11 protein-coding genes are annotated in these 12,776 nt (G+C 72.9%); all 11 read right to left on the bottom strand.

Translation table 11 applies throughout. The annotated features are described in order from the left end of the window. Nucleotides 1-235 precede the first annotated feature (235 nt). Complete coding sequence (bdeA, locus tag ACSC1Q_RS17120) at nt 236-1,180, bottom strand: bis(hydroxyethyl) terephthalate hydrolase (RefSeq protein ID WP_436759940.1); 945 nt, start codon at nt 1,178-1,180, stop codon at nt 236-238. Between the two features lie 241 nt (nt 1,181-1,421). Continuing rightward, entirely contained in the window at nt 1,422-4,322 is a 2,901-nt protein-coding gene (locus ACSC1Q_RS17115; RefSeq protein WP_436759694.1) for a helix-turn-helix transcriptional regulator, read from the bottom strand. A 253-nt stretch (nt 4,323-4,575) separates the two neighbouring features. After that, nucleotides 4,576-6,255, bottom strand: a complete 1,680-nt coding sequence (gene ptsP, locus ACSC1Q_RS17110) for a phosphoenolpyruvate--protein phosphotransferase (protein ID WP_436759693.1) — start codon at nt 6,253-6,255, stop codon at nt 4,576-4,578. Next, on the bottom strand, nt 6,248-6,583 hold the full coding sequence (locus ACSC1Q_RS17105) for an HPr family phosphocarrier protein (protein ID WP_436759692.1): 336 nt from the start codon (nt 6,581-6,583) through the stop codon (nt 6,248-6,250). Before ACSC1Q_RS17105 ends, ptsP begins: the two co-directional genes overlap by 8 nt. Nucleotides 6,584-6,908: 325 nt before the next feature. After that, nucleotides 6,909-7,940, bottom strand: a complete 1,032-nt coding sequence (locus ACSC1Q_RS17100; protein WP_436759691.1) for a zinc-dependent dehydrogenase — start codon at nt 7,938-7,940, stop codon at nt 6,909-6,911. Further along, nucleotides 7,937-8,395 (bottom strand): PTS mannitol transporter subunit IIA, encoded by a 459-nt coding sequence (locus ACSC1Q_RS17095; RefSeq protein WP_436759690.1) that lies wholly within the window; start codon nt 8,393-8,395, stop codon nt 7,937-7,939. Before ACSC1Q_RS17095 ends, ACSC1Q_RS17100 begins: the two co-directional genes overlap by 4 nt. Further along, complete coding sequence (locus ACSC1Q_RS17090) at nt 8,388-8,696, bottom strand: PTS sugar transporter subunit IIBC family protein (RefSeq protein ID WP_436759689.1); 309 nt, start codon at nt 8,694-8,696, stop codon at nt 8,388-8,390. Before ACSC1Q_RS17090 ends, ACSC1Q_RS17095 begins: the two co-directional genes overlap by 8 nt. 3 nt (nt 8,697-8,699) lie before the next feature. Next, nucleotides 8,700-9,815: a mannitol-specific PTS transporter subunit IIC gene (gene mtlA / locus ACSC1Q_RS17085; protein WP_436759688.1), complete on the bottom strand. Its 1,116-nt coding sequence runs from the start codon at nt 9,813-9,815 to the stop codon at nt 8,700-8,702. Nucleotides 9,816-9,878: 63 nt separating this feature from the next. Then, complete coding sequence (pfkB, locus tag ACSC1Q_RS17080) at nt 9,879-10,820, bottom strand: 1-phosphofructokinase (RefSeq protein ID WP_436759687.1); 942 nt, start codon at nt 10,818-10,820, stop codon at nt 9,879-9,881. A gap of 133 nt (nt 10,821-10,953) precedes the next feature. Further along, nucleotides 10,954-11,715, bottom strand: a complete 762-nt coding sequence (locus ACSC1Q_RS17075; RefSeq protein ID WP_436759686.1) for a DeoR/GlpR family DNA-binding transcription regulator — start codon at nt 11,713-11,715, stop codon at nt 10,954-10,956. A gap of 309 nt (nt 11,716-12,024) precedes the next feature. Next, nucleotides 12,025-12,567 (bottom strand): RNA 2'-phosphotransferase, encoded by a 543-nt coding sequence (locus tag ACSC1Q_RS17070; protein WP_436759685.1) that lies wholly within the window; start codon nt 12,565-12,567, stop codon nt 12,025-12,027. Nucleotides 12,568-12,776 lie beyond the last annotated feature (209 nt).

The raw sequence follows: 12,776 nt of genomic DNA, 5'->3' as shown, positions 1-12,776 counted from the left end.
AATCAAACCAGGAGAAAATCCATCATATGACGGCAGCACGGGGGGACTTTGGGGGGGTATGCCAACGGCGGCCGCACGCTGCGGCCGCCGTCGGATCAGGCGTTTTGCGAACTTAACGGGCTTAACGGGCTTAACAAGACCTTCACTGGCCTAACAGATGGTTTGCGGTCCTGTGTCGCGGGTCAGGCGGCGGCCCTGCGGCCCCGCGGTCCGGTGGTCCGGTGGTCCGGTGGTTTTACGAGTGCGGACAGGTGTCCTGGTACTCGGAGATGTTCAGGTCGACCCGGGGCGCCGGGCACAGGAACTGCTCGTACCGGGTGTCGTTGTCGATGAACCGCTTCATCCACGAGACGCTGTACTTGGCGATCGTGGTGTTGGAGACGTTGGGCGCCGTGTGGCCGGCGTTGTTGAGCTCCAGGTAGGCCTTCTCCGAGGAGGCCGGGATGCTGTTGTAGAACGGCTTGGCGTGCGCGCTCACCGAGGCGATCGCGTCGTTCTCCGCGCCGATGATCAGGGTCGGGACCCGCACGCCCGGCCAGCTCTTGGTCGTGTGCCACGGGGTCAGCGGGATGGCCGCCTGCAGCTGCGGACGGCTGTTGGCCGCGGCCAGCGTGCCGCCGCCGCCCATCGAGTGCCCGGCGACGCCGAGCCTGCTCGCGTCGACCCGGTTCGCGACCGTGCTCTCCTGCGTGAGGTAGTCGAGCGCGGCCAGCAGCTGCCGTCCCCGGCTGGCGGGCTGGTCGGAGCGGGTGAGGGTGTCGATGTTGAAGACCACGAAGCCGTGGGAGGCCAGCCGCGAGGCGAGCCAGGCCATGGTGGACCTGCTCGCGGTGTAGCCGGGGGCGATGGCGACGCCGCCGAACGTTCCCTCCGCGGTGGACGTCGGGTAGTAGATCGTCCCTCCGCCGAAGCCGGTCACCCGGACCGAGGAGACGGTGGTCTCCGAGATCGCGAACGGTCCCCTGGACGCCTCGATGAGGGAGACGGTCGGGTCGGGGCCGCGGTCGTAGGGACCGGCGGAGGCGGCCTGCGCGGCGGGGGCCGCGACGGCCTGCGCGGCGGGCGCGAGGGTCCCGCCGGTGCCGAGCAGAGCGAGTGCGAGGGTCAGCGTGGCGACCGTCGTCGCCCGGCGGGAACGCCTGGGCGCGGGGGCCTGGGGGGTGGTGCCGTACGGCTGCACGTTGCTGTACTCCGTTCCTGTGGGGGAAACCACGGCGATACGGCGGTCGGCGCTGACGGCCGTTCGTCGCGCGTCGGCCCGCCACCGGGAACGGTGGCGGTACGGTCAGCGTCACCGGGGTGACCCCTCGGGTTTCTGACAGACGCCACTTTCTCGTTGTCAGCCTCGGAGTGCATCGGTGAAATCACCCGTACTCCATCGCACTGGTTAACACCGGTGGATAACTACACCAACCGGTGAATCAGGACATCAGCCGCACCAGTTCCACCCGGGAGCGGATGTCGAGCTTGGCGAAGATGTTCCTGAGGTGGTGCTCGACGGTCCTCGGGCTCAGGAAGAGCCGGGCCGCCACCTCCCGGTTGGTGGCGCCGTCCGCCACGATGCGCGCGATCTGGTACTGCTGCGCGGTGAGCTTCTCGGTGGCCTTCGGGCGGTGGGACCGGACGGCCTCTCCGGCTCCGCGCAGCTCGGCGCGGGCCTGCTCGGCCCAGAGCCGCGCGCCGGAGCGCTCGAACGTCTCCAGCGCGCTGTGCAGGTGCTCCCTCGCCGCGCCAGGACGCCGGTTCCTGCGCAGCGCGCTGCCGAAGAGCAGCTGGGTGCGGGCCGTCTCGAACTCGGAGAAACCCTGGTGGTGCAGGTCGAGCGCGGCCCTGAAGTACTCCTCCGCGTCGCCGGGGGCGGCCAGGAGCGCGTGGCAGCGGGTGGCCAGCGCGCGCCGGTCGGGACTGCGGGTGCTGCCCACCCAGCGGTCGAGCACCCGCAGCGCCTCCCCCGCCCGTTCCCGGTCACCCGTGCGGGCGCTGGCCTCGACGAACAGCGGGGTCGCCATGACCCGTACGACGAGGTGGCCGTTGGTCCCGTCCGCCCTGGCCGTGGCCCGCAGCCGCTTGGCGGCGTCGGCGTGGCGGCCCGCCGCGAGGTCGAGGTGGGCCAGCGCCCAGTTGCCGAGCGCTCCCGCCACGCACACGCCGTGGGCCCCCGCCAGTTCCATGGCGCTCGCCGCCCTGATCGCGCAGGTCTCCGCGTCCCCCTCGACGGCCGCGGTGAGGGCGAGCCACCCCAGGTGCTGGCCCGCGCTGTTGGGCCGCCCGCGCTCCTGGGCCAGCCGGAGCCCCTCGACGGCGCTCGCGGTGATGGAGGCGTAGCGGCCCATCCAGAGCTCGGCGTGGATCATGAACTCCAGGACCTGCGGCACGGTGGAGACCGCCCCGCGGGCGCGCGCCGTCTCCACCGCCCGGCCGCACAGCCTCGTCGCCTGCGCGTCGTCGCCGAGCAGCAGGCTGGCCACCCCCGCCCACACCAGCACCGAGGGGGTCCGCACCGAGGGCGCGAGCTCCAGCACCCGGCGGAGCGGATCGGCCGCCTCCCGGTGACGGCCGTCGAAGGTCGCCGCCGTACCGGCCAGGTACTCGAACATCAGCTGGGTGGCCGCCGGGTCGTCCGGGCGGCGCAGCGTGGCGGCCCACCGCGCGATGTCCAGGTAGCGAGGGTTGTCACCGGCCATGTAGCTCGCCTCGCCCGCGCGGATGAGCACCCGGACGGCCTGCCCCCGGTCCCTGTCCAGCAGCGACTCGGCCGCCGCCAGCAGGTCGTCCCCGGCACTGCCGGTCTTCCCGGTGCGCAACTCCAGGCTGCCGCGGATCAGCTCGGCCTGGCTCCGTACCTCCTCGGAGATCGTCAGCGACTGCAGGCGGGTGAGCAGCGACCGGGCCCGCCTGGGCAGGCCCGCGTGCCAGGCGCGGTTGGCGGCGGCGGCCAGGCGCGCGGCCCTGACGTCGCCGTGCTCGGTCAGCTCGGCCGCCCGCTCGAAGGCGAGGAAGGCCGAGGGGTGGCCGCCGTGGGAGCTCGCCGCCGCCGCGGCCGAGGCCAGCTCGTCGGCGAGCGCCTCGGCGGGGCCGTCCATCGCGGCGGCCCGGTGCCAGGCCCGCCGCAGCCGCTGGTGGTCGTGGCGCAGCATGCCCGCGAGCAGGCGGTGCGCGGCGCGGCGGCGGGCGAGGGAGGCGCCGGCGTAGACGACCGTCCGCATCGCGGGCTCGCGGAAGTCGTAGCGGTCACCGTCCATGTCACCGTCGCCGTCTCCGCCGGCGACATGGACGATCACCCCCGCCCGCTCCGCCGGTTCCAGCGCGGTCAGCGCGCCCTCCGGCTCCGCGGCGCCGGCCAGGGTGACCGTCTCCAGGCCGGGATCCGCCGCGAGCAGCAGGAGCGTGTCCGCGGTCTCACGGGGCAGCCGCGCCAGCCGGTCGGCGTACGCGCGCCAGAGCCGCCCGCCCCTCGGCAGGGTCGCGGGCGGGGCGGCGGCGCCGGAGATCTGCTCGGGGCTCAGCGACCCGGCGAGCTCCCCGAGCGCCAGCGGGTTGCCGCGGGCGATCTCCAGCAGTGACGCCCGTACGTCGTCGGCCAGCCCCGGCACCAGGTCGTCGGCGAGCCGCCTGGCCGCCTCCTCGTCCAGGGGGCCCAGCTCGAACGCCGGTATGTCGTCGGGGGCGGCGGTGCGGTCGCCGTCGTCGTCGTCACGGCCGTCGCCACTGTCGCCGGTCCCGAACAGCAGCACGACCGGTTCTCCCGCCAGCCGTCTGGCCGCGAAGAAGAGCGCCTCGCGGCTGGGCGCGTCGAGGTGGTGGACGTCGTCGACGCAGGCCAGTACCGGGCCACCGGCGGCCACCAGGAGGTTGAGCACCGCCGCGGGAAGCGCCAGCCCGCCGTCCGCCGCGCCCAGCTCCAGCGCCCGGGTCAGGGCCTCCGCCTGCGCCGGGGGGAGCGAGGGGAGCCGGTCGGCGACCGGCCTGAGCAGTCCGTGCAGCCCGGCGTACGGCAGGTGCGACTCCGCCTCGGTGCCGCGCGCCCTGAGCACGACGAAATCACCGGTGCCGTTCGTGCCGCCTGTGCCGTTCGTGTCGCGGGTGCTCGTATTGCCGCTGCCGCTGCCCGTGTCGCCGGTGCCGCCCGTGTCGCCGGTGCCGCTCGCGTGGGCCGCCGCGAGGTCGAGCAGCGCGGTCTTTCCCGTACCCCGTGCCCCTCGCAGGATCGCCGCGCCCCCGGAGCCGCCGCGGGCGGCGTCGAGTAATCGCAGCAGCGCGTCCTGCTCCGTGTCACGGCCGTGCAGCGCCGGTGACCGGGTGGCGGCGGAGGGGGAGGGCATGCCTCAGTGTTACGCGCGTGTGTCGCGCCTGGAAAGAGCGGGTGGCGCGGTTCCCCACCGGCCTCCGCTGGCCTGCACCGGTGTACCGGCGGCCTCGGAAAGACCGGTGATTTCACCGATGCGCGCCGGAGGGTGCGCCGGGCGAACCCCGGGCGGATTCCGAGGAGGCGGACGCGGGGGCCCGGGGCGCGGAGTGGAGAAGAGAGGCCGGGCCGGCGAGGGGCCGGCCCGGCGGGGGATGGAGACCGGGAGCTCAGCGGTCCGGGACGATCGCCTTCCTGGCCTGTCCCGGATCGTCGGCGGCCAGCGCGATCCGGGCGTTGTCGCGGCACCGCTCCAGGGAGTGGGCGGCGAGACTCTCCCGTACCGGGGAGATCCCGGGCGCGGACATCGACAGGCTGGTGACGCCCAGCCCGACCAGGACGGTCGCCAGCAGCGGGTCTGCCGCCGCCTCTCCGCACACGCCGACGGGTTTGCCCGCCGCCTGACCGGCCGCCGCGCAGTCGGCGATCAGCTGGAGCAGCGCGGCCTGCCAGGGGTCGAGCAGGTCGGCGAGCTCCCCGTGCTGCCGGTCGGAGGCGAAGGTGTACTGGCTCAGGTCGTTGGTGCCGATGCTCAGGAAGTCGAGCTCCTCCAGCAGGCGCCCGGCGCGCAGCGCGGCGGCGGGGACCTCCACCATCGCCCCGACGCGTCCGATCCCCCGGGCGCGGGCCCGCCCGGCGAAGTCGGCGGCCTCGGCCACCGTCGTCACCATGGGCGCCATCACCCACGGCTCGGTCCCGGTCTCGCGTGCCGCCTCGGCGATGGCGTCGAGCTGGGTGTCGAGCACCTCGGGCCTGACCCGGGAGACCCGCAGCCCCCGTACGCCCAGCGCCGGGTTGGTCTCCTCGGCCAGCCCGAGGAACGGCAGCGGCTTGTCCGTGCCCGCGTCGAGGGTGCGGACCACGACGTGCCCGCCGGGGGCGGCGCGGAGGACCGCGGCGTAGGCGGCCACCTGCTCCCCGCGGCTCGGCTCCTCACGCCGGTCCAGGAAGAGGAACTCGGTGCGGAACAGCCCCACCCCCTCCGCGTCCACGCCCTCGGCCCCCTCCGCTGAGGGGGTTCGGTCCCGCGGCGCGAGGTCGGCCGCGGAACCGATGTTGAGCAGCAGCTTGACCGGGTGGCCGTCGGAGGTCCTGCCGGGACCCCGGACGGTGCCCGTCCGGCGGCGGTCGGCCTCGGCCCGGCGCTGGATCTCGGCGGCGGCCCTCTCGCCGATGCCGACCTCCACCTCGCCCCGCAGGCCGTCGACCGACACCCAGGTCCCCTCGCCGATGGCACCCGCCCCCCGGCAGGCGACCACGGCGGGCAGGCCGCGGGCGCGGGCCAGGATGGCGGTGTGGCTGGTCGGGCCGCCCCTCTCGGTGACGAGGGCGAGGACGGCTCCGGGATCCAGGTTCACCGTGTCGGCGGGGGACAGATCCTCGGCGACGAGGACGAACGGATGACCCGGGTCGGGCACCCCGGGGACGGGCAGGCCGAGCACCGACGCCACGGCCCGGTTGCGGATGTCGTCGAGGTCCGCGGCGCGCTCGGCGAAGTAGCCGCCCGCCGCCAGCAGCGCGCGCCGGTGGTGGGCGCAGGCCTCGTCGATGGCGTGCGCCGCGTCCTTGCCGGATCTGACGTTCGCCTCCACGGACTCGTGCAGGCCTGGGTCGTCGGCGATGAACGACTGCGCCTCCAGGATCGCCCTCGCGTCGGCGTCCGGCGCCTTCTCCGCCCGTGCCGCCAGCTCGAAGACCGTGGCCCGCAGCGCGTTCATCGCCCGGTCGAACTCGGCGTCGGCGTCGGTGACGGGGGAGGGGTCGGGCAGCTCCGGGGGGCCCGCCATCCGGCAGACCCGCCCGGCGGCCCGGCCCGAGCTCACGCCCAGGCCGCCGAGCGTCTCAGCCACGGGAGGTCTCTCCGGCGCCTCGGGGGGTCGCTCCGGCGGCTCCGGCGGCTCCGGGGGTCTCCTCGGCGTCGAGGTCGCGGGCGAGCAGCTCGGCGAGGGAGTCGAGCGCCTCGTCGGCCCCCGGCCCCTCCGCCTCGATCGTGACCTCCGTGCCGTGCGTGGCACCCAGGGCCAGCACGGCGAGCATGCTGTTGGCGGGTACGGGCCTGCCGTCCCCGACGCGGATGCGGACGGGCATCCCCTGCTTGGCCGCGGCCTGCACGAAGATCTTCGCGGGCCGGGCGTGAAGGCCCGTGCTTGAGGCGACGACCACTGTCCTCTCCGGCATCTCCGGTTCTCCTTCTGCGCGTTCTGCGAGTGGTGCGGACTTGACGGGGCCTGTGCGAGCTTGACGGGCTCACGCGAGCTTTGTGCGGGCCTGTCGGTGTTTGTGGGTGCTTTCGTACGAGCATGTGAAGCGGGCCTGTGCGAGCCTTGGCGGGCCTGTTCGGCCTGTTCGGCCTGTTCGGTTCGTTTGAGCCTTGGGGTCGTTCGGCTTGTTCGGGCCGTCCGGGTTTGTTTGGGCCCGTCTGGGTTTGTTTAGGGCCGTTCGGGCCTGTGGGCCGGGCCCTCCCGCCGTACTCGGCGGGAGGGGGCCGGGAGACCGGGGCCGGTCAGGGCTCGATGGTCACCTTGATGGCCTCGCCCCTGCTGACGATGTCGATCCCCTCCAGGACCTCCGCGAGCGGCAGCCGGTGGGTGATGAGGTCGGCGACCGGTACCGAGCCGTCGGCGATCAGCCGCAGGGCCCGGGCGTTGTGCGCCGGGCTGGACCCGTTGGCTCCGACGATGGTCAGCTCCCGGTAGTGGACCAGATTGGAGTCGCACCGGATGATCGGGTTGTCCTTGGGCAGGCCGCCGAAGAAGCTGATCCGTCCCTGGCGGGCCGCCATCCGCAGCGCCTGCTCCTGGGCGGCGCCGGAGGCGGCGGCGGTGATGACGACGTCGGCGCCCCTGCCGTCGGTCAGCTTGAGCACCTGCTCGACGACGTCCTCGCCGTGGACGACCGCGTCCGGGCCGACCAGCCTCGCGGCCATCTCCAGCCGCCCGGCGTTGATGTCGACCAGGAAGACCCGCGCCGCGCCCCGCGACCGCGCCAGCCGTACGTGCAGGCAGCCGATCGGCCCCGATCCCATGATCACCACGTCGTCGCCCTCGCCCACGCGGGCCAGTTCCTGGCCATTGAGCACGCAGGCCAGGGGCTCGGCCACCGAGGCCTCGGCGAAGCCGATCCCGTCCGGGACGCGGTTGACGCCGTCGACCGCGAGGACCGACGCCGGGATGATCATGTACTCGGCGAAACCGCCGTCGTAGTGGTAGCCCATCGACTCCTGGTTCGGGCAGACGGTCATCCGGCCCCGGCGGCACTCCGCGCACCTCCCGCAGGGGATCGCGGCGATCACCTGCACCCGGTCGCCCGGGGCCCACTCGCCCGCCTCGGTGACCTCGACCACCTCACCGGCGATCTCGTGCCCCATGACCCTGGGCGGTTTGATGTGGTGGTGGCCGTGCTTCTGGATCTTCGCGTCGGTACCGCAGGTCGAGCAGTTGCGCACGCGTATCTTGATCTCGCCTGGTCCGGCGACGGGTTCCGGCGCCTCCTCGACGCGGATGTCGCCAGGGGCGTAGAAACGGGCGACCTTCACGATGCCTTGTCCTCTTCGTTCGGTTGCAGCAGCCGGACCACCTCGGCGACCTCCGTCGCCTCGCGAAGGGCCCTGGCCTGGTCGGGATCCATCAGGATCTGGGCGAGTTCGGCGAGCAGCCGTACGTGGCCGTCGCCCTTGGCGGCGATGCCGATGCACACCGTCACCTGGTCGCCGTCCCAGTCGACGCCGCCGGGAAAGCGCACGACGCTGACGGCGTCGTGCCGGACGGCGTCCTTGGCGGCCAGGGTGCCGTGCGGGATGGCGACCCCCTCGCCGACGTAGGTGGAGATCGAGCGCTCCCGTACGAGCATGGTGTCGATGTAGGCGCTCTCCACCGCGCCGACGGCGAGCAGGGCCTCCCCGCACTGCCGGATCGCGTCGTCGCGGTCGGCGGCCGAGGCCGCCAGCCGGATGGCGCGCGGGTCCAGCGGCAGCGGCGCCGTCTCAGGCATTGACGGTGCCGCCGCTCTTGATCGTGCTGACCAGCTTGGTCACCGCCGGGTCCCCGATGAAGACCTGGAACGGGATCAGCACCTTGTCCGGAGCCCCGGCCCTGGCCCGGTTCGCCAGCCCGGCGTGGCAGACCACCACGTCGGCGTCGGCGGGGATCGAGTTGACCGGGGTGTGCTCCACCTGGACGTTCTGGTCCTTCAGCTGCTTGCGGAGCTGGCTGGCGAGCATGACGCTGCTGCCCATGCCCGCGTCGCAGGCCACGACGATCTTGTGGATGTCCTTGCTCTCGATGCTGGCCATAGGTCAGGCCTCCTTGACGACGGGTGTGGTCTCGGTCTGGGTGGGTGGTTCCTCGGGGTTCTCCTCCGTCTCGTCCTTACCCCTGCCGAACCCGAGGAGCGCCGAGGCGACGGCGAAGGAGACGAGGGTCGCGGCGAGGACTCCGGCGATGGTGCCGAACCACCCGCCCCTGGGGGTCACGGCGAGGAAGGCGAAGATGCTTCCGGGCGACGGCGTGGCCACCAGCCCGGCCCCGGTCACGAGGAAGACCAGGACGCCCGTGGCGCCACCGGCGATGACCGCGAGGATCAGCCGGGGCTTCATGAGCACGTACGGGAAGTAGATCTCGTGGATGCCGCCGAAGAACTGGATGATGATCGCGGCGGGGGTGCTGGGACGCAGCGCGCGGGGGCCGAAGAACATGAAGGCGAGGAGCAGGCCGAGGCCGGGGCCGGGGTTCGACTCCAGCATGAACAGGATCGACTTGCCCGTCTCGGCCGCCTGTGCCACGCCCAGCGGGCCCAGCACGCCGTGGTTGATGGCGTTGTTGAGGAACAGCACCTTGGCGGGCTCGATCACGACCGAGGCCAGCGGCAGCAGGTTGTTGCCGATCAGCCAGGCGACCGCGTCGCTCGCCACGTCGGTGATCGCGGCGACGATGGGGCCGACGGCCTTGACTCCCACCAGGGCCATGGCGCCGCCGATGATGCCGGCGCTGAAGTTGTCCACCAGCATCTCGAAGCCGGACTTGACGCGGTCGGCGACGAGCCCGTCGAACAGCTTCAGGAGGTACGCGGTGAGCGGCCCGATGATCATCGCGCCGAGGAACATCGGGCTCTCGGCACCGGCGACGACGCCCATCGTGGCGACGGCGCCGACCACGGCGCCACGCTGGCCGTGGACCATCCGCCCGCCGGTGTAACCGATCAGGATCGGCAGCAGCACCTTCACGATCGGGTCGACCAGGACGGCGAAGTCCTTGTTGGGCAGCCAGCCGGTGGGGATGAACAGGGCGGTGATCAGGCCCCAGGCGATGAACGCGCCGATGTTCGGCATGATCATCCCGGCGAGATACCCGCCGAAACGCTGGATGTTCGCTCTCGCCCCGGTTCCTGTGACGGTTGGGGTGTACTCGCTCATGTGTGCTGCTCCTTCCGGGGTGGCCGGCGACCGGCCGGCCAGGGGGGTGGATCTGCGCCGCTGTCAGCCCCCGGACCGCAGCGGCAGGGCAGGATCGGCTCCGGTGACGCGGACGTCGTCACGGTGGATGTGGTGAGGGGAGGGCATCCGGCTTCCCGGCAGCCCGACCGCGGCGGTCGCCCAGGCAAGTGCCTCGACCAGCGCGCTCTCGCCGCGCGCCCCGCCCGCTAGGAAGCCGGCGAGCATGGCGTCACCGGCTCCGACGGTGCTGCGCGGCTCGGCCACCGGGCACTGGCCGTGCCAGATCTGGTCGTCCTGCAGCAGGATCGCGCCGTCGGCGCCCAGGCTGGCCAGGACGGCGCCCGCGCCCCGGGCCCGCAGGTTCTCCGCGGCCTTGATGGCGTCGCCCAGGGACGAGATGACGATCCCGGTGGCCTCGCCGAGCTCCTCCCGGTTGGGCTTGACCAGGGCGGGGGCCTCGGCGAGCGCCGAGACGAGCGCGGGGCCGCTGGTGTCGACCGCGACGTTGATGCCCGCCTCGCTGAACCGCTCGCACAGGCGGGCGTAGACGTCGGCGGGCACCTCGGGCGGGAGGCTCCCCGAGGCGACCACCCAGTCAGCGGAGCTGGCCGCCCCGAGCACGGCCTCGGCGATGGTGTCGAGCTCGGCCGGCGACAGGGCGGTCCCCGGTTCGTTGATCTTGGTGACCGTGCCGTCGGGCTCGGCCAGCGCGACGTTGGACCGGGTGGTCCCGGCGACCGGGACGGTGATCATCTCGATGCCCTCGGCCGAGAGCAGGCTCACCAGCCGCCGTCCCTCGTCGCCCCCGAAGGGGACGACCGCGCACGAGCGGACCCGGTTGGCCAGCAGCGCCCGGGAGACGTTGACGCCCTTGCCGCCGGGGTCGAGGTGGGTGGCGGCGGCGCGGATGACGGCCCCGCGGGTCAGCGACCCCACCTCGATCGTACGGTCCAGGCTGGGGTTGAGGGTGAGGGTGACGATCACGCCGGGACCACCTCGATCGTACGACCGGGGCCTGGGCCGTGGCCTGCGCCTGATCCGGGACCGGGGGCTGGACCGGAGTCCTGGCCTGGACCGGTGCCTGGGCCGGGCGTGGGGCCGGGGGGCAGGGGGACGGTCACGCCCGGACCACCTCCGGGCCGGCGGCGGCCATCTCGGCCGCGACCCCGGTGTCGAGCCCCGTGTCGCTGATCACCACGTCGATCTCCTGGATCGAGGCGAAGCGCGCCAGGTAGGTGTTGGCGAACTTGGTGTGGTCGGCGAGCAGCACGCACCGCTGCGCCGCGCCGATCATCGCCCGCTTGATGGCGGCCTCGGCCGGGTCGGGCGTCGTCAGCCCCTTGGCCACCGAGCACCCGTTGGCCGCCATGAACGCCACGTCCACGTGCAGGTCGGCGAGGGGGCGCAGTGCCCAGTCGTCGACGGTGGCCAGGGTCCGCCCGCGCACCCGCCCGCCCAGCATGATCACCGTCAGGTTGGAGCGGGTGGCCATCGCCGTCGCCAGCGGCGGGGAATTCACGATCACGGTCAGCTCCCGGTCGACCGGCAGCGCCTGCACCAGCCTGCCGGTCGTCGACCCGGCGTCGATGATGATCGCGCCGTCCTCGGGAAGCTCGGCGAGCGCCGCCTTGGCGATGCGCTCCTTCTCTCCGATCATCACCTCGTCACGGGCGGCCAGCTCGGGCTCGAACCCCAGCCGCTCGACCGGGATCGCACCGCCGTGCACGCGCCGCAGCATCCCGGAGCGCTCCAGCGCGGTCAGATCGCGGCGGATGGTCTCCGTGGTGACGGCGAACTCCTCCGCCAGCGTCACCACGTCCACCCGTCCGACGGTCCGCGCCCGGCGCAGGATCTCCTGTTGCCGTTCCTCGGCGTACATGCTGTTGATTCACCACCGTTTCAGTGTTGTTTCAGCTTTATTTACACCCGTATGTGTTGGAACGTCAATGGGTTGACTTCCCACCAAACCAGCATGAACATGAAAAAACCCCAGGTGCTTGCCCGGGGGTGCGGTGCGGGGTGGGAGTGGCCTGCGGTTGGCCCAGATTTTGGAATGCGTTGGAAATCCTGTGGCCCCGGGGTGGAGTGAGGCCGTTTCGTCAGGCCGTCCCGGAGGGGCGTTCCGCCGGGATCCTCGGGTGGGCCCCCTCAGGGTGGGGTCCTTGGATGGGGGCCTCGGGTGGGGCCCTCAGCCGGGGAACGAGATGTGGGCGGCCGGTACGTGGGTGGCCAGCCAGACGCCGTTGGCGCTGAGCTGGAACTCGTGACCCGCCCGGTGCATCTCCCCCGAGCGGACGACCAGCACGACGGGCCTGCCCCGGCGCGCGCCCACCCGGGTCGCGGTCTCCCGGTCGGGGGACAGGTGCACGGCGTGCCGGTTCATCGGCCGCAGGCCCTCCTCCCGGATGGCGGCCACGTACGAGCCCACCGTCCCGTGGAACAGGAACTCGGGCGGCTCGGCCGGGAGGAGGCCCAGGTCGACGTCGATCGTGTGGCCCTGGTTGGCGCGGATCCGGCCGCCCTCGACGACGAAGCGCCGCTTGTCGTTGCCCGCGACCACCTGCGCGAGCTCCTCACGGGTGATCGCGAAATCGTGCCGCGCCGTGGCCGCCAGCAGTGCGTCGATGTCCGTCCAGCCCTGTGGGTCGAGGACCAGGCCGATGCGTTCCGGCTGGTGCCTGAGGTGCTTGGAAAGATACTTGGAGACTCGAACGAGCCGTCTGTCGTCCATGGGACACCAGGATGCTGGCTCACCCCGCCGTTTTCCACCGGATTCACGCCCGGTGCTCCCGGGCCGGAGCGCGTGCCCGGACGCCTTCGGGCTTTCGCGTCCGCGTCTTCGCGTATCCGGAGATCAACCTCGCGTGTCCGGGCGTACACCCGTACTCGGAGGTCACCCTCGTGTCCGTAAGCCCTCGCGTACTCGCGTGTCCGCGCCTT

Origin of the sequence: Streptosporangium heterodermiicola, from assembly GCF_051390675.1 — a bacterium.
Classification (GTDB): domain Bacteria; phylum Actinomycetota; class Actinomycetes; order Streptosporangiales; family Streptosporangiaceae; genus Streptosporangium.
This window is presented reverse-complemented; position numbering and strand designations above follow the sequence as displayed.